This is a genomic window from Pseudomonas frederiksbergensis (genome assembly GCF_900105495.1).
Lineage (GTDB): Bacteria > Pseudomonadota > Gammaproteobacteria > Pseudomonadales > Pseudomonadaceae > Aquipseudomonas > Aquipseudomonas frederiksbergensis.
In genome coordinates this window covers 2,752,852-2,776,836 of sequence record NZ_FNTF01000002.1, presented here as the reverse complement: position 1 = coordinate 2,776,836, position 23,985 = coordinate 2,752,852, and the positions used below count along the sequence as shown (strand labels likewise).

The following is a 23,985-nucleotide window of genomic DNA, read 5'->3' as shown; positions in this document are numbered from 1 at the left end:
TGTCACTACTCCTCAAGAACCAGCCGACGCAGTTGCTCGACCACGAAGTCCTGTTGTTCATCGCTCAGCAAAGGAAACATCGGCAGGCTGATGGCCTCGGCGTAATAACGCTCGGCCTGCGGGAAGTCACCTTCGGCAAATCCCAGCTCGCGATAGTACGGCTGCAAATGCAGCGGAATATAGTGCAGGTTCACTCCGATCCCGGCTGCCCGCAACCCTTCGAACACCTGCCGATGGCTGAGGTTGATCCGATCAGGTTGCAACCGCACCACGTACAGATGCCACGCCGACTCGGCTTCGGGCTGCGCACTGGGCAAGGTCAGCGGCAGGTACGCCAGCAATCGGTCATACCGCGCCGCCAGTTCACGACGACGCTCGATGAAGCCATCGAGCTTGTTCAGTTGTGACAAACCGAGCGCCGCTTGCAGATCGGTGATCCGGTAGTTGAAGCCCAATTCCACTTGCTGGTAGTACCAGGGACCGTGACTGGGTTCAGTCATCTGCTGCGGATCGCGGGTCATGCCGTGGCTGCGCAAGCGTTGCAGGCGCCCGGCCAATTCCGGGCGATTGGTCAGGACCATGCCGCCCTCGGCACTGGTGATGATCTTCACCGGGTGAAAACTGAACACCGTCATCGCCGCAAATTCGCCGCAGCCCACCGGACGCCCGGCATAGGATGCGCCGACCGCGTGGGACGCGTCCTCGATCACCGTAAAGCCATAGCGTTCGGCCAACTCGGCGATCATGCGCATGTCGCAGCTCTGACCGGAAAACGCCACGGCCACCAGAACCTTCGGCAGCGTGCCGTCACGCTCGGCAGCTTCAAGCTTCGCCGCCAGCGTGTAGGCGTCGAGATTCCAGGTCAGCGGATCGATGTCGACGAAGTCCACTTCGGCGCCGCAATAGCGACCACAATTGGCCGAAGCCAAAAAGGTGTTCGGCGTGGTCCACAACCGGTCTCCCGGGCCGAGCCCGGCAGCTAGACAGGCAATGTGCAACGCGGCGGTGGCATTGCACACCGCCACCGCGAAATCAGCCTGACAACGCTCGGCCATGGCCTGTTCGAAGCGTTCAATGGTCGGCCCTTGTGTCAGCCAGTCGGACTGCAACACGGCGACCACCGCATCGATGTCTGCCTGATCGAGGCTTTGCCGACCGTAGGGAATCATGCCGACAGCTCCGCGTGCAGATCTGCGATCTGGCCGACCGACAGGAAGTGCGGGTTGGTGTCGGAGCGGTACTCAAAATCCTCGCTCACAGGCGTGCCCTGCTCGCCCAGTTTGTCGACAGCAAAATCCACGTCGACGCTGGTGAAACGAATCGACGGTTGAATCGTGTAGTGATCATCGAACTCCAGGGTCATGCGCGCGTCGTCCAGCGGGACCATCAGCTCATGAAGTTTTTCTCCCGGACGAATGCCGACGTTCCTGTGCGGCAAATGTTCAGCCATGCCCAACGCCAGATCGACGATACGAATCGACGGGATCTTCGGCACAAACACTTCACCACCGTGCATGCGCGCAAAGCTGTCGAGCACAAACTGCACACCGTGATCGAGGGTGATCCAGAAACGCGTCATGCGTTCATCGGTGATCGGCAGCTCCGTGGCGCCCTCGGCAATCAGCTTGCTGAAAAACGGCACCACCGACCCCCGCGAGCCGGCGACGTTGCCGTAACGAACCACCGAAAAACGGGTGTTCTGGTCACCGGCAATGTTGTTCGCGGCGACGAACAATTTGTCCGACAACAGCTTGGTCGCGCCGTATAGGTTGATGGGGCTGGCCGCCTTGTCGGTGGACAGCGCGACGACCTTTTTCACGCCGTTATCGATGGCTGCGGCAATGATGTTTTCCGCACCGTTGACGTTGGTACGAATGCATTCGGTGGGGTTGTATTCTGCCGCCGGCACTTGTTTCAGTGCCGCGGCATGCACCACGTAATCGATACCGCGCATGGCCTGACGCAAACGCTCGGCATCACGCACATCGCCGAGGAAGTAACGCATGCACGGCGCGTTGAAGGTCTGTTGCATCTCGTACTGCTTGAGCTCATCGCGGGAGAACACCACCACACGCTTGGGCTGATATTGCTCCAGCAACCGGCGGATGAAATTGCGCCCGAACGAGCCGGTGCCGCCAGAGATGAAAATCGATTTACCGTTGAACATGCCTTGAGTCCTTTTACCTGTCAGTCAGGCTTATGCGAGCAACTGCGCCCAGTTGACACTGGCAGCGTCGCCAAGAGTAAAGCCCTTGCCGGTCAGGGAAAGATTCGGGTTGTAGGCCGCGTCCTGAGCGAAGCGCGCCTGCCACTTGTCACGCAGGGCAGCTGCCGCCTGCGGGTCATCCGGCAAAGTGCCGGGGTGGGCGATTTGCACTTGCGGCGTCCATACGGTCAGCAACCCGGCATCGACGACTTTCAGGCAAAAGTCGACATCGGCATACGCTTGCTCGAAATGCTCTTCATCCAGCCCGCCCAGTGCGTCGAACACCTCCTTGCGCACCATCAGACAAGCGTCGGAAACTGCCGAATAATTCTGCTCGACCAGCAGTCGATGCATATGACCCGGTGCGTCTTTTTTCTCGCCAATGAACGCAGAAGCCACGCCATCTTCCAGTCCCAGAATCAGACCGGCGCCGGTCACGCTGCCCTCGTGATCAACCAGTTTGGCCCCCACCACACCCACTTCAGGACGCTGAGCCTGATTGAGCAAGGCTTCGACCCAATTGGCATTGACCACCTCGGCGTCTTCTGCGAGCAGTACCAGATACTCACCTTGCGCCTGCGCGACGGCCTGGTTGAGCAGTGCCGACGAGCTCACGCGCCGCTCGTTCTTGATCAGGCGAATCCGCCCGCCGCCGTTTTGCTCCAGACTGTCGAGCCACGTCAGCAGATCGGCTGACTGACTGTGATTGTCAGCGATGATAATTTCGTTGTTCTGATAGCGCGTGCGCTGCAATACGCTCACCAGGCAGCGCTGCAATTGCTCCTGACAGCCTTCACTGCGTACGATGATCGACACCTTCGGACGCCCGGCGTGGCGGTAGTCGATCCGCAAGCCACCAAATACCTCAGCGCTCACCTGTGCCTGATAGCCACGGGTTGCCAGGTGGCGCACCAGAGTCTGACGTTGGTGCTCGTTCGGTGCCATCTCCACTGCCGGGGTGATGAGCAATGGTTCGGCCAAATGCGCCAGACCCGCCAGCCCGCCAGTTTCGATCAGGCGCAGCAGCAGGTCGAATTCCAGGGCATCGCTGAACTCGCGGGCATAACCGCCGACATCCACCAGCACCTCGCGTCGGAACAGCCAATGCCGGGCGGTCAACGCCGGCAGACTTTGCAGCAGGTCGAGGTTGAAGTCCGGACGGAAAACTTCGGTCAATGTGCCGTTGCTACGGCGATGAATCTCATCCATCGCCACCGCACGGCAACCTTCGGCGTTCTGCAACTCAAGGCTGGCACGCAGGAAGCCGGCAGACGTGAACTCATCGCCGGCCTCGGCCAACAGCAGCCAGTCCGACGTCGAGCGCTGGGCAATCTGGTTCAGTCTATCGACGTAGTTGCTTGCACTGACCTTTACAAAATGCACAGTATTTTGTTCGGTGGTGACCTGGGGCAAATCACCGGTGGTGAAGACCACCACCTTAAAGGCGCGGAAAGCGCTTTCCATCAGGCTGTCAAAGGTGGTCTGCAACTTGTCCATGTCGGCTTCAAGATCCAGCAGCAGAATGCCGAACTGAGGCCCGCCCTTATTGGCCGCCAGATGTTGATTGATTTTCCGTACTGCCGTGTCGTTCGGCTGGCGAGCCTGCAACCAGTTCAACAGCCGGCCGGAGGGCATACCGTCCAGCAACTGACGGCTGTCGTAGGTCGGTACGCTGTCGAGGCGGGCAATCCAGTCCGTCAATATTTTCGCATCGGTGCTCTCGCCCATGTCCAACAGTTGCTGCACCAGTTTTTGCACAACCCTACGGTTGAATGCGCCCAACTGTACGGCATGCAGCAAACGGTTCTGGATGGTCTCGGACGTGTCATTGGAATAGATCCGCTGCAACGTGTGCTGCTGAAGTAACGCACCTTCCATTTCTTCCAGCTGCAAGCGTCCGGCAGGCATCGCATGGAGCAGGAATTCGCACTCGGTCAGTTGATCGAAAAACGCCTGGTTGTAGAACGGCATCTCGACATACTGATGAGGCCCGAATGCGCGCTTCGGGCCGATGGTGGGGTCTTTCCAGTAGGACTCGAAAATCGGCTCGATCGTCAATGCATTGCGCGCGGCCAGGCTGTCGGCCAGCGCCTGGAAACTTTGCAGGGCGAACTCTACGGTCTGCACCTGGTTCAGGTCGCTGATGCCGGTCGGCAGCGTGGCGAGGAAACCGGCAAAGCGCTCACGCTCGGCGACGGAGCGGGCGTCTTTGAAACTCAGGACGTGAATGATTTCGGTATTGTGATCCGAACGACCGTAGTTGACCTCCCGCACCACATAAGGCGTCGGCAGAATCCGCGCCTTGGCCCGCGCGAGCATGTAGTACACGTGACCGATTTCCTGCCACTCGAAAATCGTGCCCTCCGGCATGGCCGCGTACCAGTCCTGCAACAGCGAAGTACGGTGCACCGCATAGAACGGCGGAATGTACTGGCCCATGTAGTCGAGCACACGATCCTGCGCGCGATCGGCGCTGTAATCCTCTTTCACCTTCTTGTCGCGACGGTAGTACTGCACATAATTGGAGTGCGTCAGGTACATCAGGCAGTAGCCGTGGCACATGCCGTAATCGGGATTGGCCTCGAGGAAGTTCACAGACTCGGTCAATGCATCGTGCAGCAGGAAGTCATCGTCGGCGGCCAGCACCATGTACGGTGTGGTGACCTGGCTGGCACCATACGCAAGCTTTTGTTGAAAACCCGTGTAGGTGAACTGAGGCAAATGGCGATAGTCGACCGACGGGAAGTCGGCCGCGAGGCGCTCATCGCCCTGCACGGACGAATCCAGCACCAGCACCTTGGCGGAGTAGCTGCTGTAGTACTGCAAGGCACGTCGCAGGAACGCACTGCGGTTGTGGGTGATAACCACCACCGTGAACAGCTCGTTCAGCGGTGTCACGTTGGTTTGAGTGTTGCTTTGAACCTGCATTTTCCTATCCCCACAACCGGCCAATCGCCAAGAACCTGAAACCACTTTTGATTAACGAACGCGACGTAGGTAGCCGTCCGGCGCCACGGTGATCAGCAGCTTGTTTTGCAGTGGCTGGTCAATTTCGAAGTCCTTGTTCTCTTCCAGGTACTTCCATACCGCAGTCTTCGGGTTGTCGCCCGGGCCCCATGGACGATCCGGGAAGAAGTCGGCCGGCATGTCTTCAACCACGGTGTCCATCACCACGCAGTAGCTGTCCACCGAAACCAGTGGCGCATAGAGACGCAATTCTTCAAGCACGTGGTCGTGGGTGTGGTTGGAGTCCAGCACCAGAATGACTTTCTTGCCTTCGGCCGCAGCGCGGACTTTGGCGGCGATGGCCGGGGCGATGCTCGAACCCTCGATCATCGAAATGCGCTTGCTCATCGGGTGGCTCTCGATGGCTTCGCGGTTGTGCGCACGAATGTCGAGATCGATGCCCAGCACTTCGCCGTGGCCTTGCAGCTCCAGCAACGATGCGTAGTAGATGATCGAACCGCCATGGGCGATACCGCATTCGATCACCAGGTCCGGTTTGACCTGCCAGATGATCTCTTGCATGGCCATCATGTCTTGCGGCAACTGGATGATCGGACGGCCCATCCACGAGAAGTGGTAGCTGTATTTGTGCCTGGCCGATTCATTGAAAAAATCCCGGGCCAGGCCGGTGAGTTTCTGGTCATCGCCCTGACGCGCGATTTCTGCCTGGCATTCGGCTTCGAAGGCTTTGTTGATGCTGTTGTCGGTCATTTCAAAATTCTCAATGGTCACTGGAACGAAGCGTTGTCGACGGCGTGATAGACGTAGCGTCCACCAGTCATCCGCTTGATCTCTTCGAGGTAGTTGGAGTTCATCACAAACAGATTGGCGCCTTCGGGCAGAGCCTCCATGGCCTCTTGTGGAGAGGACACCCGCACACCGCTCAGCGGCAGATAACGGCCCTGCTTGGCCGGATTGATATCCACCACGCGGTCCACTGCCACACCGGCCCGTTGCAGGAACAGTGAATAGATCACGCCTTTGGACGATGCCCCCCAGATCGCCGAACCTTGTTCGGGGTCGGCCTGAATAATCTGCACCGCACGTTCAAGGCTACGGGTGAAACCTTCGGGCAGGTCCAGGCGCGGCACCGGGTGTTCCGGGGTCAGGCGCAAGGTCGAAAGATCCGCAACGATGTACAGGTATTGGCCACCGAACAGGTGACCGGCCTCCTGCACGGTGCCGAACATCCGGCGCAGGTCATCGAGGCGGAAGTAATTGACGTGCTCGTAGAACAGGTCGAACCAGGCGCGGTGCTCGATAATCCAGTCGAAGCACGGCACTTCGATGTAGATCTGCCCGCCCTGATTGGCCTCGGCGATCTCGGCAAGAAAGCTCACCGGATCCTGAATGTGTTCGAGCACATGACGCAGCACGATGGCGTCCGCCGCCAGACCCAGCCCGCGCGTGAACGGGGCCTTGATCACGTCGACATTGTCGCCTTCGTACGCCGGGTCGATGCCGGTGATGGCATAGCCCTGACCTTTCAGGAGTTCGAGAAAGTAGCCTTTGCCGCAGCCGACTTCGATCAGTTCCTGGCCCTTGAAGTGCCGGGCAATGATGCCTTCGACATCGCTCAGGTGCTTCTGGAACTGGACCGAATGCGCCTGCTCATTTTGGTAGTCGGCGTCGTAGCTGAGCGTGTCGGCATCGAAGGCCTGGTTGAAGATCAACCCGCTCTGCTCATCCTGTACCAACACCATGTCGGCAGAGGCCGAAGCCCTGGCCGATTGCGGGTCGGCGAAGGTGCGATTCTGCAACACCGGCAGGTCGGCGACCCGATACAACTCATGCCTCATGCTCTGCTCCCAGTAGCTGTTGCAAGCGGTCCGCCACGCCCCAGAACGCCATCGGTTCATGGGTCGGGTATGGGTAGTGACCGAGGTTCAAACTGATCGATGCGTCACGTTCACGCAGCCGCTGCTCGACCAGCGCTCTGACCGATATCGGCTGGCCGCTGGAACAATTGATCACGCCATTGAAGTCCCGCTGTTGCAGGATCGCCGCGAGATAACCGGCGGCAGTCTCGATGGCCAGGTAATCGCGCAGTTGCTCACCGGCCGACATGTTGAAACGTTCGTCGCCGGCATCGATCGCCCGATCCAGCGCTGCCAGCAAACTATTGGGGTTCTGTCCGCTGCCGTGCAGGTAAAACAGCCGCGCCCATTGCAGGGTGAATGACTTCTCGCGCTGCAAGTTTTCGAGGAACACGCGCAAGGTGTTCTTTGCCAGCCCATAAGGGTTGCTTGGCTGCGGCGCGGACTGCTCGCTGAGCGACCCACTCTGCATGCCGTATTCGAAACAGGTTCCGGTGACCAGCACCTGCGACACGCCCGCCTCGACCGCGCCCTTGATGAACCGGTAGTCAGCCATCAGGTTGTGCTCGAAATGGAACAGTGCCTGATAGTTCGGCAACCCCGGCCAGGCCAAATGCGCCAAGGCATCGACACCCGTGGTCAGCTTGGCGATGTCCAGGTCAGCGGCGTGAATATCCGCGGCGATGAACTCCACCGCATTGATCCACGGCATGCTCGCGGCAGTCTCGGCATTGCGCGCCACGGCGCGAACTTCGCAACCACGAGCAAGCAAGGCCGCGACCAGATGCCGGCCGACAAACCCGGTGGCGCCGGTCACGAGCACTTTCACAGGACGGTCAACTCGGGCACGGCGATCACGAAACGGCCATCCCACTGACGCACCCGGGCCAATTGTTGACTGACTTCATGCAGCAAATTCCACGGCAAGACCAGCACGTAATCCGGTTTCTCGATGTCGATCTGCGCCGGCGAAACGATCGGGATACGACTGCCCGGCAGGTACTTGCCCTGCTTGTGCGGGTTGGCATCGGCGACCCAGGCCAGCAAGTCCGGTTTGACCCCTGCGTAGTTGAGCAAGGTGTTGCCCTTGGCAGCGGCGCCGTACCCGACCACACGCTTGCCGTCGGCTTTGGCCTGCAACAGGAAGCGCAGCAGTTCGTGCTTGATGTGTTCGGCGGCGGGCGCGAGGGTTGCGTAGTACTCGGGGGTTTTTACACCGGCATCGAGCTCGGCTTGCAGTTGCAGTTGAACCGCTGGCAGGACTTCGCGGCGCACACCATCGACGCGCTGAACGAACACGCGCAGCGAACCGCCGTGGGTCGAGAGCTGACTGACATCGAACACTTCCAGACCGTTGCGCTCGCACAGCGTTTGCACGGCGGTCAGGGACAGGTAGGAATAGTGCTCGTGATACAGCGTGTCGAATTGCTGCCCTGCCATCAGGGTCAGCAACTGCGGAAATTCAAATGTCGCCACGCCCGTCGGCTTGAGCAAAGTAGCGAAACCGCAGAGGAAATCATTGATATCCGGCACGTGGGCCAGCACGTTGTTGGCCGCCATCAGGTCGGCGGCCCAGCCTTCGTTTGTCAGCTGCAACGCGGTATCGCGGCCGAAGAACAGCTCGCGGATTTCCAGGCCTTTTTCCCGAGCTGCTTGCGCGGTGCTGCGGGTCGGCTCGACGCCCAGGCAAGGGATGCCGCGCCCGGCCACGTACTGCAACAAGTAACCGTCGTTGGCGGCGATTTCCACCACACGGCTGTCAGCCGTCAGATCGAAACGCTCGACCATCTCGCCCACATAGCGCTCGGCATGGGTCAGCCAGGTGCTGGAAAACGAACTGAAGTAGGCGTACTCGGCGTCGAACAGGCTGTCGGCGCTGGTGTAATCCTCGGTCTGCACCAGCCAGCATTGCTGACACACTGCAACCTTCAGCGGCACCCATTGCTCGGATTGTTCCAGCTGATCGGCGCGCACGTAGGCATTGGACGGCGGCGAAGTGCCCAGATCAATCAGCGGCAAGGCCAGCGGCGTTGCGCAACCACGGCAGTTCATACACGCACTCCAGCGAAGTGTTCATCGAGCACGGGATGGCTGGAATCCCTGGCCGACAGATTATTGACAGGCAACGGCCAAGCAATCGCCAGCCGTGGATCGTTCACCGACAAACCGCCCTCATGCGCAGGCGTGTAATCAGCGCTGTGCAGGTAAAGCAATTCGGCGTCATCGGTGAGGGTTTGGAAACCATGGGCAAAACCGGCCGGGATCAACAGGCTGCGGCCATCGCCAGCACGCAGGTGTTCGGCGTGCCAGTGCAGAAAGGTCTCCGAGTCCGGGCGTAAATCCACCGCCACGTCCCAGACCTCACCACGCAGACACGTGATCAATTTGGCTTCCGGTGCGCTGGCGTTCTGATAATGCAGACCCCGCACACTGCCCCGCTCACGGGTGCAGGAATGGTTGATCTGGCGGATATGAAACGGCTGGCCGAAGGCGCTCAGGCTGCCTTCGCAGAACAGCCGCGCAAAGTGCCCACGCTCATCTTCGAAGCGTTTGTGCTGCACGCTGAACAGTCCGGCCAGCGGCAATGACTTCAACAGAAACTCGCTCACAGCGCGCCTCGGTACAGGTTCAACTGGCCCAACGTGATGGCGCGCATGTCGTCGCCGTTTTGCCAGGCCAGGTGCCAATCGAGGGTATGGGTCAGGCATTGCTGCAACGACCAGCGCGGTTGCCAGGCCAACAGTTGACGGGCGCGGCTGCTGTCGAGGCGCAACAGACCGGCCTCATGCAAATCGCTCGGTTCGATGCGCAATCCGCGCGCTTGTGGCCAGCGGTTGGCGAGCAGTTCGACCACTTCGCCAACGCTGCACATGTCCGCTTCGCTCGGGCCAAAGTTCCAGGCACCGGCAAACCCGGGACCTTTTTCATAGAGACCGGCGGCCAGTTGCAGGTAACCGGCCAACGGTTCCAGAGCGTGCTGCCAAGGGCGCACGGCTTGCGGGTAACGCAGGGTCACCGGCTCATCCGCCGACCAGGCCTTGAGCACATCAGGGATCAAGCGTTCTGGAGCGAAGTCACCACCGCCCAGCACGTTGCCGGCCCGGGCCGTGGCCAACGCCAGACCGTGTTCGGCATAGCGCTCGGCCGGGAAAAACGAAGCGGCATAGGACTGGGCCAGCAACTCGCAGCAGGCCTTGCTGCTGCTGTAAGGGTCGTGGCCGCCGAGGGCTTCGTCTTCGCGGTAGGGCCACAGCCATTCCTTGTTCGCGTAAACCTTGTCGGTGGTCACCAGCACGCAGGCACGCACGCCACCGACCTGACGGATCGCTTCGAGCAGGTTGAGGGTGCCCATGACGTTACTGGAATAGGTCCCGAGCGGATCGCGATAGGCTTCGCGCACCAGTGGCTGGGCCGCCAGGTGCAGGACGATTTCCGGCTGCGTTTCGGCGATCAGCTCCAGCAATGCGCCGAGGTCACGCAAGTCGCCGCGCTGATCATTGATGCCCTCGTGCACCCGGGCCAGTTCGAACAGGCTCGGTTCGGTCGACGGGTCGAGGGCAAAACCGCTGACTTGCGCGCCCAGGCTTTGCAGCCACAGGGTCAGCCAACTGCCCTTGAACCCGGTGTGGCCGGTCAGCAGAACGCGTTTGCCACGCCAGAATTCCGGGCTCAGTCCCATTGCTTCCATGGGGCCTCCCCGCTCTGCCACAGCGCTTCGAGGTAGTTCTTGTCGCGCAGAGTGTCCATCGGGTGCCAGAAGCCTTCATGCTCGAAGGCCTTCAATTGTTCGTCCCGGGCCAAACGGGCCAATGGCTCGGCTTCCCAAGTGGTGTCATCACCGCCGATGTACGAGAGCACTTTGGGCGAAAGCACAAAGAAACCGCCATTGATCCAGCCACCGTCACCACGGGGCTTCTCGGTGAAACCGAGCACCTGATCGCCGTGACGCTCCAGGGCACCGTAACGGCCCGGCGGTTGTACGGCGGTGACGGTCGCCAGACGACCGTGGGTGGTGTGGTAGTCCACCAGTTGACGGATATTGATATCGGAGACGCCGTCGCCGTAGGTAAAGCAGAAGGCCTCTTCATCCTTGAGGTAACGGCCGGCGCGCAGCAAGCGGCCACCGGTCATGGTTTCCTCGCCGGTGTCGATGAGAGTGACGCTCCACGGCTCGCTGTAGTTCTGATGCACGTCCATGCGGTTGTTGCGCATGTCGAAGGTGACGTCGGAGGTGTGCAGGAAGTAGTTGGCGAAGAAGTCCTTGATGGCATAGCCCTTGTAGCCAAGGCAGATCACGAAGTCATGAATCCCGTGGGCGGAATACTGCTTCATGATGTGCCAAAGAATTGGCTTACCGCCGATCTCGATCATTGGCTTGGGCTTGAGGTGCGACTCTTCGCTGATGCGCGTGCCCAGGCCACCCGCCAGAATTACTGCCTTCATCGTCTCCCCTCTTGTTCTTCACAGAGCTCGGCCAAGCTATTTCAAGCTTTTGCGTGCTGTCTGGCTAAAACACTCTGCCGTGTCAGGCGGCGGCGTACCGGCCGCAAGCGCTCGTTTTATGGCGATATGAGGGGGACTTGCAGGAAACGCGCCAGCTCATGAATCCAAATAGCAGGCACAAAAAAGGGACGAATCCGGATCATGCAGACCGGGTTCGTCCCCAAGCGTAAAGCGGGCACCTTCAATCCCGTAGCAGGAGAAAGGCGTCTGATTCAGGTATGCAGGTGTACATCCATGCCCGATCAGTCAGGCAACCAGCCCTCGTCCCAGTAGTTGAGATTGTTGCCCTTGAGCATGTAATCGCGCAGCACTTCCTCACGCAGCGCATCGCCCATGCGATAGCTCGCATCAGGGTCGGACAGGTGCATGCGGATTGCCTCGAGCCATTCCTCGGTGCTGTTGCTCACGACCTTGGTGCAGGGCAGATAGCCGCGATAGGCTTCAGTGTCGGTGCAAATCACCGGGTAACCGCAGGCGCCGTACTCCAACAGACGCAGGTTGCTCTTGCAGTCGTTGAAGATGTGGAACTCCAGCGGTGCCAAGGCCAGATCGAGGTTCAGGCTGGCCAGTTTGGCCGGATAGGCCTCCAGGCCGATGCTGGGATGGAACTCATGGACAAATGGACGCAAAGCCGGCGGACACATGCCGAAGAACACCCATTCGACTTCGTTGGCAAGCAGGCGTACCACGTCCGCAATGATCGCCAGGTCTCCATCATGACTCGTCCCGCCACCCCAACCCACGCGAGGCTTGCGAGAGGTGCGGCGCTGACTGGTGAGCCCGGTCCAGAGATGCGGCGCAAGCATGTTCGGGACCACCCGGATATCGTGATGCATGTCCCGCAAAGCGTCGGCCAAGGGCTGGGTCGAGACCACAACCCGGTCACACAGCCCTATGCCACGGCGCACTATTTTATCGACCCCGACCTCAGCCTTGCGCAGGTGCGCGTTCTTCTTCGGGACATCAATCACATAATCGTCAAGTTCAAAGATGCGCAAAGCGTGCGAGCAGTTTTTGACTCGCTCAACCTCATCGACCGCATTCTGGCTATAGCGGCCCTGCAGCACGATCACGTCGGGGGAGCACCGTTCCAGGTCAATGTCTGTCGGCGTGTGATAACTCAGATGCCCCACCACGCGCCCGGCCGCCTCCAACTCACGGAACGGCTGGGCAACCCGGTAATGGCCCACTGCGGTGGTATTGATTGGAATCGCCAGAATCTTGGGCAAAAGCTGACGCGAGAACGGGTCCCAGCCATCCTTGAATCCCGGCTCCAAACTGAAGTTGCTGGTGCCCAGACTCAGATTAGGGTTGTAGGCCGGATCCCTGGCTATCACTGGCAACCATCGCTGGTAAAAGCTTTTCTGCTCGGCCTGCAACACCCTGGGAGCGGGAATGAAGGCAGAGGATGGAACCACTCGCATCAATTCGGCGTAGGGAGTCCACACCACCAGGTATCCGCTTTGCTTCACACGCAGGCAAAAGTCAGCGCCATTGAGTGCTTGCGCCAGATTCTGCTCGTCCAGGCCGTGCAGATCATCAAAAACCTTCTTGCGCACAAGCAGGCAATCGATGCCCACGGCACTGAAATTCTGTACGGTCTGCTGGCGCTGCATGTAACCGGACGTGTTGAGCAACTCACCACGATTGGGAACACCGACCGCCCCCCGCAACCCCAGTACCTGGGCCGTGCCCTCGATACGCCCTTGCGGACTCACCAGCCGACCGCCGACCACTCCGACTTCCGGACGCTGAGCGTGATTGAGCAACTCGTCGAGCCAATCAGGGCTCACAACGATACTGTAGGGACTGAGAAACAACAGATAGTCGCCACGGGCGTGGCCGGCAGCGAAGTTCTGCACTGCAGCCAGATTGTCACCATGATCACAGTGCAACACCCGAAGTTTGTCACTGCCCATTTGCTCCATGGCCGACAGCCAGTTGCAGGCATCAACGGCAGTACTGCCGTTGTCGACAATGAGAACTTCATAGCGTTGGCAGGCGGTTTTCTCCAACAGACTTTCGACGCAACGCTCCAGGGAACCCAATTCATCGCGGGTCGCAATGACGATCGAAACCATGGCCGGCTCATCATGCAGGTAGTCCACACGATTGATCATCGGCTGATTGCCAGGGCGAATCCGGTGTGGTGCACCGAGCCGCTGCAGGTGCGCGGCCAGCACGCGAGGGTTCTGCTCGATAATCTGCGGCTGCGTGAGCCACTGGGAGAGACACAGAGCAGATTCCACGAGAACTTCAGCGATGTGCCCAATCGCATGTGGCCCGTTACTCTCCACCAGTCGCCAGACCAGATCATGCACACCCAGCTCGCCAAAACCGTGTTGCATGCCACCCAGCTCGATCATCCGCTGCCGCTGCAGGGCCAGCACGCGGCCGACATAGGGATAGCTGCGCATCAGATCCAGGTTGAAGTCGGGCTTGAACACCGGCTCGACCGAGACGTCATCACGCAATCCGCCCTCGTCACTGTAGAGGCAGCGCACGTCAGGCATTTCCACCATGCGCTCTGCCAGTAACAGTAAAGCCAGTTCATTCAAGCGATCGCCCGCGCGAACCAGATAGATCCAGTCTGCGTTATCCAACTGGGCCAGCAGGCGATTGAACTGGGCAACCGGTTCATCATCCAGACGTATATGACGCACACCGTCGAATGGCGCGTGCTGTAATTGGGACAGCACTACCACGTGCTCGGCGGCGTAGGTCTGATGACGAATGCTCTTGAGCGTCTCTTCCAGCGCCGGAACATCGCCTTCGCTGTCGAGAACAATCGGCACGATGCGCGGACGCCAGCTCCAACCCTGCAAACGGGCGTCGAGCAAACGTTGCTGGGCCGGTTTCAAACGACGGCACGACAGCCATTCCCGGTACATGTCGACAAAGCTGTCGCTCTTGACGCCTACCCGGGTGTGCACCATCGTTTGAATGAAGCCCAGTTGCCGTCCCAGCGCGGTTTCTTCCCAGGCATAGGCGTGCCCCTCAGTCGCATCGGCCAGTGCCAGATAACGTACCCAGCCCGGCGCAGGCGCCGGCTCACCACTGCGCAAGGCAAGCATTTGCTTGAGCCAGTCGAGTTCGGTCATTACCGCAGCCTTGACTGGTGTCTGATCGCTCAGCCGCGCCGGATGCAAACGCTCAAGGCTCAACACCTGACCCACCACCACCAGATTGCCACGCCGTAGCAGGCAGGCAAACAAGGCGAAGTCCAGACACGCGATAAAGCCTTCGCCAATCTGAGTCAGGGCCGGCAAATATTCCAGCGCATGCCGGGTTCGCAACAACGCCCCGCTGAGGCCAGTGAGAAAATTGACCAGACTGCTTTCCAGAATGCCCAGCAGATCCTCACCCTTGAACAAGGTGACTCCCGTGGAAAAACAGCAATTTTCCACACGGTCAGAAAGCAGGATGTAATCACCGTCGTAAAACTGCCGCTGGCCGGTCACCAGGTTGACGTCTTCGTGGTCGATGAAGCCGACGATCTGCTGAGTGATGCATTCAGGGAGTAGCTGGTCGTCGTCGCACAGTAACTTCAGATAGTCACCGCTGGCCTCTTGCGCACAGGCCATGAGGTTGGCCTGAAAACCCAGGCGCTGCGGATTGCGCACATAGCGCAGGCGAATCGAGACAGGCACCTCGCAGGCATCGACGATCTCACGGATCTCGTTGCCACAACTGTCATCGCAGACGATTACTTCAAGATTGGCGTAGGTCTGATTCAGCGCGCTTTGCAGTGCCGTCTGGAAGAACTGCGGTTTGAAGGCGGGGATGGCGATGGTGACAAGAGGAGCTGGTTTCACGGCGAGGGAACTCTCGAGCGGCGGGACCTCACTCTAAACAAGGAGAGTTCCCGGAACCGCTGAAAAAAGACGGTTTGCACTCAGCAGTCTTAAGCCCCCGCGACAACATCGCGAGGGCCTTGACTCAGACTTTGTTGAACAACCCCAACTGAGCAATTTTGCTGAACGCCAGTTGCGAGGCTTGAAGCATGGTTTGCTGCAGCGTCAGACGGGTCATCACTTCGGCAGGGTCCGAATCACGAATCGCACCCTGCGTCTGCGTATTGGCCAGTGCCAGGCTCTGGTTGATGTCAGTCTGGGTGACCAATGATGCGCCGCGACCACCCACGGAGCTGAGACCTGACGCCAACTGGTCGATGCCACTGGACAAGTTGCCAACACCCGAGCCGATTGCCGCGTTCAGTTTCTGAATGGCTATCGGATTATTGTTGGTCGGCGTCGACAGTGCTGTTTTGAGCTGACTGACAGTGTCCAGAACGTTTTGCGTCTGGTGAGTGTTGACCGCAACGGAAAACTGATCTCCCGCCGCCGGTGTACCGGCCAAAGTAAAGGAGACACCTGACGCTGTTGCTGTGGAACCCGCCATTGTGCCGCTGGAAACCGGTGTGCTGTTAGCGGTCAAAGGCGAGGCATACAAATCGTAATTCGTGGCACTGGTGAACTTGAGGATCGCGCCGCCACCCGGAAAACTGGCGTGGTAGTCGGCGCTATTGGTGACCGCCGTCCCGGTGACCAGCGCCGCCGAGGGGTTACCTGGGCTGCGGGACGCATTGAAGCTGTCCGGCTTGGCAGCCAGGGTGAAACTGTGTCCGGTGATCACCGTGCTCGGAACGTCACCCGCTTGCAGGTTAATGTTCAACTTCAGATCGACGCCACGGAAGTTGACAGTCTGCGTGGCCGCCCCACCGGTGGAACTGAACACACCGTTCTGACTGGCCTCGGCGGTGACATCGTTACCCAGCGAGTCTGTGATTTGCAGCTGCGTATCGCTGACGAAATTCACCGTGTACGGTTCGCCACTGCGGAATTTTGCGTTGTAGGTAACGTCGGAGCCCACCTGACCGTTGGAAAGCACCACACGACCGTCATCGACGGCTGGCGAGGTCATTGCAGTCTGGGTGCGGCTGGTGTTGATGGCTTGCTGGAACACGTCCCAACCGGTGCTGTTGGTGGCCATCGACTGGGTATCGCCAATCGGCAGATCCAGCGTGACCTGATCACCGTTGTAGGTGTAGCTGCCATCGGTATTACGCGAGAACGGTGCGATATCGCCCTTGGATCCGGAGAAGATGTATTTGCCGTTCTCGTCCTTGGTGTTCATCAGGCTCAGCAGCTGCTCTTCGATCTGACCCAGTTCAGAGGCGTTGGCCTGGCGGTCAGCGTCGGTATAACCGGCGTTGCCCGCGCCCAGGGCTAGTTCCTTGGCGCGCTGCAGCACGTTGTTGATGCTGGTCATCACCGCTTCGGTCTGGCCGAGCGTGCCTTTGATGGTGGTCATATTGTTCGAGAACTGATCCAGCATCGAAGCCTGCTGACCCAATTGCAACAGACGCGAGGCGCCGACCGGATCATCGGCTGCGGTGTTCACGCGAACCAGGCTGCTGGCCTCTTCGCTGCTCTTGACCACGTTGGCGAAGTTCTTCTGATAGTTCGCAGCCGAGGACTCGTAAAACTGGGCGGTAGAAATGCGCATGGGCTACGACTCCTTAAATGCTGTTGATCAAAGTGCTGAAGATTTCCTGCGCAGCCTTGATGATCTGCGAAGAGGCGGTGTAGTACTGCTGATACTTGACCAGGTTGCCGGTTTCCTCATCGAGGTCGACACCCGAAAGCGAGTCGCGCGCACCCTTGGCGTTTGCCAGGATGGCTGAGGTCGCGGCGCTGTCGAGCTTGCCCTGGGCGGCCTTGGAGCCAACGCCTTCGACCAGTTTGCCGTAAGCGTCGTTCAGGGAAATGCCTTTGCTGGCGGAGCCGGTGTCCACGGTCTGCGCGGTCTGCAAGCCGGCCAGTGCGGTGCCGTTACGGTTGTCCAGGCTGCCCGGCTGACTGAGCGAGACGTTGATCCCGGCGCCGTTGCTCGGGGAGCCGGCGATGGTCATGCTGAAGGCCGCGGTGTACTGAGTGGCAGGCGCAGGCGGGATCGGCGCACCTGTGGAATCCTTGAGCGGAATGCTCAAGTTCAAGGTGTTGCTCTCACCTGGCTTGATGGTGCCGCTGCTGATCACCCCACCCTTGGCATCCAGGAACTGGTAGGCCTGGCTGGTGCCGTCGGCGGACACCGCACCAAAGACAACCTTGGCCGGCGTGGAATTTTTCAGGCCGTTCTGCATCGCGGTTTTGGTGGCCGCGTCGTAGATATCGAATTGGGTGGTCAGGGTCGGTTGACCGCTGGCCGGAATGGTCAGGGTGCCATTACCGCTGCCGCTCGCCGCGATGGATGCACCCAACGGTGCCGCGATGGCCAGACGTTTGGAGTCGGTCATCTCGGTCTTGATATTGGCCGCCGCATTGCGGGTCGGGGTGATCTTGAAGGTATCGCCAGCAGCCGCGGTGCCACCGGTCAGCTTCAAGGAGAACCCCTCGATCACCGGCGCCGGTGTGGTCGTCGTGCTGTAGCTGCCGCCCACAGGCGTATTGTCTGGCAGGCGCTGCACGGTGTAGTCGGTGGCGCTGGTGAACGTCACCTTGTAATCGTTGATGGTCAGCTTGCCAGTGTCTTCGATGCTGACATCGAAGTTGCCCGAACCCACGCTGTTATTGCCGGAGGCGATGCTGCGCTGAGCCATTTGCGCAGCACTGTTGATGCTGTTGAACAGGTTTGAACCGAAGTCACCGTTCTTGTCGATGCCCTGGGCCTGGATGCTGTTCATCTGATCGGCGACGACCAGGGCGACGCGACCCAGTTCGTTCATGGCCGGGTCGAGCACGGTGCTGCGATAGCGCAGCAAACCGCCGATTTCGCCACCGGTCATGATCGACGTGATATCGATGGTGCTCGAACCACGATTGAGTTGCAGCGCCAAGCGGTTCGGGTCGTCTTTGCCCGGCACGACTTCGAGTTTGTTGACGGTGTTGCCCATGACCAGCGGCTGGCCGCTGCCCAAGTAGATATCGACGTTACCTTCACGCTCGACGATCTGCGCGCCGGTAAAGGTCGAAAGCTGGCGTACGGTCTCGTTACGGGCGTCGAGCAGCTCGTTCGGCATGCCACCGGAGCTGGAAATTTCGGCAATCTTCTGGTTCAACTGCGCCACGGTGGCGGCCAGTTTGTTGACCTGATCGGCCATGTTCGTCAGGTTGCCATTGATGTTCGCGTTCTGCTCGTTCAACTGGCTGGACACCGAATTGAAACGATTGCTCAAGGCCTGGGCATCGCTGAGCAGCAACTGGCGTGAAGCGTCGTCACCCGGCTTGGCGTTGACGTTCTGCACCGAGGCGAAGAACTTGGTCAGTGCGCCATTGAGGCCGGTGCTGGTGTCCGACAGCAGTTTGTCCAGCGGCGTGACCTGGCCCAGGTACGCGGCCGAATCGCTGTTGAGCGAAGTGGTGGTCTGCAGTTGGGCGTCAAGGTAGCTGTTGTACACCCGACGTACATCGGCCAGGGTCGTGCCGGTGCCGATGTAGACATTGCCGAACTGCTGCGAGGCTTTGGTGCCCTGCACGGTCTGCTGACGCGAGTAACCCGCGGTATCGACGTTGGCGATGTTGTTACCCGTCGTCATCAACGACGATTGGCTGGCTGACAGCCCCGACATCCCGATGTTGAGCAAACTCATGGTTCAGACCTTATAGCTTATGCCTATAGAGGCGTGGTGGTAGCGCCCGCCGCAGCGTAGTTCTGGTAACTCGTCATCTGCTTGGCTATCTGCGAAATCTTGCTTGCGTAGTCCGGGTCGGTTGCATAACCGGCCTTTTGCAACTCGCGCACAAACTGTTCTGGGTTATCGGCCGACTTCACAACATCTTGATAGCGATTGTTGGTTTGCAGCAGCGTCACAAGGTCATGGAAGCTGTCCTTGTAAGAGTCATAGGAACGGAACTGCGCCGTCTCCTTGACCATCTCGCCATTCCTGAATTCGCTGGTGATTGCCCGCGCCGATTCGCCCTTCCAACTGCTGCTGGCCTTGATGCCGAACAGGTTGTGACTGCTGCTGCCATCCTGGGCGCGCATGACCGATTTGCCCCATCCGGTTTCCAGGGCGGCCTGCGCCACCAGGTAACGCGGATCAACCCCAATGCGTTCGGCGGCCTCTTTGGCCATCGGCAGCATGGTATTGACGAATTCGTCGGCGGAACTGAACGCTTTCTTCGCCGGTGCCAGCGGTATTTGCGCCATGGCACGACCGTAAACCTGCAGGCGCCCGCTGGATGTCGCATCCGCTTGCGAAGCCAGCCAATCGCCGTTGTACAGCGGACCGGCACCGGTCTTGGTGCTCTGCGGCATCTGGATGTTGTTCTGTGCTGTCGTGGCGGTCGCGGCAGGAATCGATGCCGACGGCACCAGCCCTGCGAGCAAGCGGTCGGCCAGTTTTGGCGGCAGCGCCAGACGCCGTTGATTGATCAGCGCCATGTCATTGCGATGAGTGCCTTCGCCCGCACTACTTGCCGCGCTCACCGAGCGCGAAGCCCACAACGGACGCTCGCCATTGAGGCGCGACAGCGGCCCGTTGGTGGCAACCGTACCGGCGGCAATCGGGGTTTCCACGGCGGCTTTCGCGGCAGCTTGCTTGGCGGCTGACGCTGCAGCGGCCTCGCCCGGGGCCAGCGGTTTGTTCTTCGACATCTGACGCATCAGCACGTCAGCCAGACCAATACCGCCACCCTCACGGGACATGGAAACGGCCAACTGCTGGTCGTACATTTCCTGGTATTGCTTGGCGGCCGGCGTATTGAGCGGATTGTCCTGGCCCAGCGCGTCGGTGGCCGAGCGCATGGACTTGAGCATTTCACCGAGGAACAGCGACTCGAATTCCTGCGCAACCTTGCGCATGTTCGCGTCACTGTCCTTGTCGCCGACCTTGAGCTGGTTCAAGCGATTAAGGTCCGAATAGGAACCCGAATCGTTGCTGTTGACCCCCAAACCGCCCTTGCGCATATCCATGGTCGCCGCCCTCAGATCACGATCAGATCGGCTTGCAACGCGCCGGCCTGTTTCAGGGCTTCGAGGATGGCCATCAAGTCACCCGGCGCCGCGCCGACCTGGTTCACCGCACGCACGATTTCGTCGAGAGTGGTGCCCGGGCCGAACTTGAACATCGGCTTGGCTTCCTGCTGGGCGTTGACCCGCGAGCGCGGCACGACCGCCGTCTGCCCATTGGACAGAGGGCCGGGCTGGCTGACGATCGGGTCTTCGGTGATGGTCACGGTCAGGCTGCCGTGGGTCACGGCGGCCGGGGAAACTTTGACGTTCTGGCCGATCACGATGGTGCCGGTCCGCGAGTTGATGATGACTTTCGCCACCGCCTGACCCGGGTCGACTTCAAGGTTCTCGATGATCGACAAATAGTCGACGCGCTGGCTCGGATCAAGCGGCGCACTGACGCGAATCGAGCCGCCGTCGATGGCCTGGGCAACGCCAGGGCCGAGCATGTTGTTGATCTTGTCGACGATGCGCTTGGCGGTGGTGAAGTCCGAACGGTTGAGGTTCAGCGTCAGGCTGTTGCCCTGGTTGAAACCGCTCGGCACCGAACGCTCGACCGACGCACCGCCCGGGATACGACCGGCCGACGGAACGTTAACAGTGATCTTCGAACCGTCACGACCTTCGGCGTCGAAACCGCCGACCACCAGGTTGCCCTGAGCGACCGCATAGACGTTGCCGTCGATCCCCTTGAGCGGCGTCAGCAGCAAGGTGCCGCCGCGCAGGCTCTTGGAGTTACCGATGGACGATACGGTAATGTCGACCTGCTGCCCCGGCTTGGCGAACGCCGGCAAATCGGCACTGATCGACACCGCCGCGACGTTTTTCAACTGCACGTTGCCCGAACCCGGCGGCACCTTGATGCCGAACTGCGAGAGCATGTTGTTGAACGTCTGCAGGGTGAACGGGGTTTGCGTCGTCTGGTCGCCGGTGCCGTTAAGCCCGACCACCAGGCCGTAGCCGATCAATTGGTTGGAACGCACACCAGAAATACTGGCGATATCCTTCAGCCGCTCGGCTTGAGCGTTGAACGCTGCGGACAGCATTAGAGCGGCCACCATGAGGCTTTTGAAATTCAACGTGGCCACCTAGAAAGGGAACAGCGGGCTGAGGAAGAAACGGTCGAACCAGCCTGGCTGACTCGCATCGGCAAAAGCACCGGTGCCCGAATAGGTGATGCGCGCATCGGCGACGCGGGTCGACGACACAGTGTTATCGGTGGCGATGTCATCGGATCGAACCATACCGGCAATCCGCACCAGCTCATCGCCAGTATTGAGGGTCAGCCACTTCTCGCCGCGCACGGCGATGATGCCGTTGGGCAACACATCAGCGACGGTCACGGTGATCGAACCGGTCAGGCTGTTGCTCTGCCCGGACTTGCTGTCGCCCTTGGTGGCGCGGTCACCTTCATAACCGACATCCAGGCTCAGGCTACCGCTGCCCACTGGATCGCTGGTGCTCAGGCCACCCCCGAAAAACGAGCTCAGACCGATGTCGGTCTTGCTGTTCTTGCCAATTTGCGAGTTGGCGTTCTTGCTGGCCTGGGTGCGTTCATTCAGGGTGATGGTGATGATGTCACCGACCCGGAACGCCTTGCGGTCGCTGTAGAGGTTCTGTTCGAAACCGGCCTGGTAGATCGAGCCGTTATTGGCGGCAGCCGGCAGCGGTGTGCGCGGCAACACCGGGGCGTAGTAAGGGTCATTGGGCTTGGGCGGCGGGGCAACGCAGCCCGCGAGCACGACGGCCCCACTCAGTGCCAGAACAGATACGAAGCGATTCATGACCCTACCTCACGGTGTTGCAGGCGACCTCATGGCCGCCTCATAGACTTGATTACAGATTCTGCGTTACGAACGAGAGCATCTGGTCGGCGGTGGAGATCACCTTGGAGTTCATCTCGTAAGCGCGCTGAGTGGTGATCATGTTGACCATCTCTTCAACGGTGCTGACGTTCGAGGTCTCGAGGGTGTTCTGCAACGTGGTGCCGAAACCGGCCAGGCCCGGGGTACCGACTTGCGGCGCGCCGCTGGCCGCGGTTTCCAGGAACAGGTTGTTGCCCACCGCCTGCAGACCGGCCGGGTTGATGAAGTCGGCGGTTTGCAGGTTGCCGATCACCTGGGAGGCCGGGTTGCCGGTAACGGTGATGGACACGGTGCCGTCACGACCGACCGTGAAGGTCTGGGCATCGTTCGGGATGACAATGGCCGGTTCCAGGGCGAAGCCGCTGGCATTGACGATCTGGCCGTTGGAGTCGAGGTGGAATGTCCCGTCACGGGTGTAGGACGTGGTGCCGTCCGGCTGCAGGATCTGGAAGAAACCGCGACCGTCGATGGCCATGTCCAACGGCTGCTCGGTGGTTTGCAGGCTGCCGGCGGTGAAGTTTTTCTGGGTCCCGACAATGCGAACACCAGTACCCAATTGCAGACCCGACGGCAGTTCACTGTCCTGGGTCGACTGGGCGCCTGGCTGGCGTTTGATCTGGTAGAGCAAGTCCTGGAACTCGGCGCGGTCACGTTTGAAACCCGTGGTCGACACGTTGGCCAGGTTGTTGGAAATGGTCGTCAGGTTAGTGTCCTGGGCGGACAGACCTGTTTTGGCAACCCATAGAGCCGGAAGCATTCGATTCTCCTCGTGCGCCTGTTTTACGGCGCGACGTTCTGATAATTAGCTGATCTGCAAGACCCGAGCCATGGCCTGGTCGTCTTCTTTGGCGGTGTTCATCATCTTGATGTGCAGCTCGAACTGCTTGGCCAGGGCCAACACCGAGGTCATCTCTTCCACGGCGTTGACGTTGCTCGACTCAAGGAAGCCGGACACCAGTTTGACGTCGGCATCGGCCTGCGCCGGCTTGCCGTCCTTGGTGTGGATTGAACCGTCCAGGCCTTTGGTCATGTTCTTGAAGTCAGGGTTGACCAGCTTGATGCGGTCGACTTCCGCCATCACGCGAGGACCTTCGCCCATCGCACGAATGCTGATGGTGCCGTCCTCGCCCACTTCGATTTGCTGCTCGGGCGGCACGGCAATCGGCCCGCCATTGCCCATCACCGGCATACCGTTGCCGGCGCGCAGCACGCCCAGGGCGTCGACGTTCAGGCTGCCGGTGCGCACGTAGCTTTCGCCGCCGTCCGGGTTCTGCACGGCGATCCAGCCATTGCCTTGCACCGCGACATCGAGGTCGCGACCGGTTTGCACCAATGCGCCAGGGGAGAAATCGGTGGCCGGACGCTCGGACAGGGCAAACGCACGCGCCGGAAAGCTGTCGCCGAACACCGGCATCGAACGCGCCTGCTCCAGGTCTTTCTGGAAGCCGTTGGTGGAGATGTTCGCCAGGTTGTTCGCATGAGCCTTCTGCGCCAGTGCATTCTGGCTGGCGCCGGTCATTGCCACATAAAGGTACTTGTCCACACTCTTTCCTCTGCATGCCGGACGTTTGCCGTCCACCGCTGTACTGCTGAGCCACAAGCAATTTGCAGACCAACTTTTTTCTGGCGGCGC

The 23,985-nt window shown here is 60.0% G+C and carries 18 protein-coding genes; all 18 read right to left on the bottom strand.

Annotated features, from left to right (window positions below; translation table 11 throughout):
- Positions 1-5: 5 nt before the first annotated feature.
- Entirely contained in the window at positions 6-1,169 is a 1,164-nt protein-coding gene (pseC, locus tag BLW70_RS12995) for a UDP-4-amino-4,6-dideoxy-N-acetyl-beta-L-altrosamine transaminase (RefSeq protein WP_074874518.1), read from the bottom strand.
- Positions 1,166-2,167 (bottom strand): UDP-N-acetylglucosamine 4,6-dehydratase (inverting), encoded by a 1,002-nt coding sequence (gene pseB, locus BLW70_RS12990; protein WP_074874516.1) that lies wholly within the window; start codon positions 2,165-2,167, stop codon positions 1,166-1,168. The genes pseC and pseB overlap by 4 nt, the downstream gene beginning before the upstream one ends.
- Before the next feature lie 30 nt (positions 2,168-2,197).
- Positions 2,198-5,134 (bottom strand): TIGR00180 family glycosyltransferase, encoded by a 2,937-nt coding sequence (locus BLW70_RS12985; protein ID WP_074874514.1) that lies wholly within the window; start codon positions 5,132-5,134, stop codon positions 2,198-2,200.
- 51 nt (positions 5,135-5,185) lie between these two features.
- Positions 5,186-5,923: a cephalosporin hydroxylase family protein gene (locus BLW70_RS12980; protein ID WP_074874513.1), complete on the bottom strand. Its 738-nt coding sequence runs from the start codon at positions 5,921-5,923 to the stop codon at positions 5,186-5,188.
- Positions 5,924-5,940: 17 nt separating this feature from the next.
- Positions 5,941-7,011 carry a class I SAM-dependent methyltransferase gene (locus tag BLW70_RS12975; protein WP_074874511.1) on the bottom strand — a complete coding sequence of 357 codons (1,071 nt, stop codon included), beginning with the start codon at positions 7,009-7,011 and terminating at the stop codon, positions 5,941-5,943.
- Positions 7,001-7,858, bottom strand: coding sequence for an NAD-dependent epimerase/dehydratase family protein (locus BLW70_RS12970; RefSeq protein WP_074874508.1), 858 nt, complete (start codon positions 7,856-7,858; stop codon positions 7,001-7,003). The genes BLW70_RS12975 and BLW70_RS12970 overlap by 11 nt, the downstream gene beginning before the upstream one ends.
- A complete protein-coding gene (locus BLW70_RS12965) occupies positions 7,855-9,081 on the bottom strand; it encodes a class I SAM-dependent methyltransferase (protein ID WP_074874506.1) in 1,227 nt (408 codons plus the stop codon). The genes BLW70_RS12970 and BLW70_RS12965 overlap by 4 nt, the downstream gene beginning before the upstream one ends.
- Positions 9,078-9,638 (bottom strand): dTDP-4-dehydrorhamnose 3,5-epimerase family protein, encoded by a 561-nt coding sequence (locus BLW70_RS12960; RefSeq protein WP_074874504.1) that lies wholly within the window; start codon positions 9,636-9,638, stop codon positions 9,078-9,080. Before BLW70_RS12960 ends, BLW70_RS12965 begins: the two co-directional genes overlap by 4 nt.
- Positions 9,635-10,717: a CDP-glucose 4,6-dehydratase gene (gene rfbG / locus BLW70_RS12955; RefSeq protein WP_074874501.1), complete on the bottom strand. Its 1,083-nt coding sequence runs from the start codon at positions 10,715-10,717 to the stop codon at positions 9,635-9,637. The genes BLW70_RS12960 and rfbG overlap by 4 nt, the downstream gene beginning before the upstream one ends.
- Positions 10,699-11,472 carry a glucose-1-phosphate cytidylyltransferase gene (gene rfbF, locus BLW70_RS12950; protein ID WP_074874499.1) on the bottom strand — a complete coding sequence of 258 codons (774 nt, stop codon included), beginning with the start codon at positions 11,470-11,472 and terminating at the stop codon, positions 10,699-10,701. The genes rfbG and rfbF overlap by 19 nt, the downstream gene beginning before the upstream one ends.
- Before the next feature lie 302 nt (positions 11,473-11,774).
- Positions 11,775-15,347, bottom strand: a complete 3,573-nt coding sequence (locus BLW70_RS12945) for a glycosyltransferase (RefSeq protein ID WP_074874497.1) — start codon at positions 15,345-15,347, stop codon at positions 11,775-11,777.
- A 124-nt stretch (positions 15,348-15,471) separates the two neighbouring features.
- Positions 15,472-17,040 (bottom strand): flagellar hook-associated protein 3, encoded by a 1,569-nt coding sequence (locus BLW70_RS12940; RefSeq protein WP_074874495.1) that lies wholly within the window; start codon positions 17,038-17,040, stop codon positions 15,472-15,474.
- 13 nt (positions 17,041-17,053) lie between these two features.
- The gene (gene flgK, locus BLW70_RS12935; RefSeq protein ID WP_074874493.1) at positions 17,054-19,123 is read right to left on the bottom strand and encodes a flagellar hook-associated protein FlgK; all 2,070 of its coding nucleotides are present in this window, start codon (positions 19,121-19,123) and stop codon (positions 17,054-17,056) included.
- A 23-nt stretch (positions 19,124-19,146) separates the two neighbouring features.
- A complete protein-coding gene (gene flgJ / locus BLW70_RS12930) occupies positions 19,147-20,448 on the bottom strand; it encodes a flagellar assembly peptidoglycan hydrolase FlgJ (RefSeq protein ID WP_074874491.1) in 1,302 nt (433 codons plus the stop codon).
- 11 nt (positions 20,449-20,459) lie between these two features.
- Positions 20,460-21,548 carry a flagellar basal body P-ring protein FlgI gene (locus BLW70_RS12925; protein WP_046056003.1) on the bottom strand — a complete coding sequence of 363 codons (1,089 nt, stop codon included), beginning with the start codon at positions 21,546-21,548 and terminating at the stop codon, positions 20,460-20,462.
- Between the two features lie 27 nt (positions 21,549-21,575).
- Entirely contained in the window at positions 21,576-22,271 is a 696-nt protein-coding gene (flgH, locus tag BLW70_RS12920) for a flagellar basal body L-ring protein FlgH (protein ID WP_074874489.1), read from the bottom strand.
- A 52-nt stretch (positions 22,272-22,323) separates the two neighbouring features.
- Positions 22,324-23,109, bottom strand: a complete 786-nt coding sequence (gene flgG / locus BLW70_RS12915) for a flagellar basal-body rod protein FlgG (protein ID WP_059407583.1) — start codon at positions 23,107-23,109, stop codon at positions 22,324-22,326.
- Between the two features lie 45 nt (positions 23,110-23,154).
- The gene (locus BLW70_RS12910) at positions 23,155-23,895 is read right to left on the bottom strand and encodes a flagellar basal body rod protein FlgF (RefSeq protein ID WP_074874487.1); all 741 of its coding nucleotides are present in this window, start codon (positions 23,893-23,895) and stop codon (positions 23,155-23,157) included.
- Between the last annotated feature and the right edge of the window lie 90 nt (positions 23,896-23,985).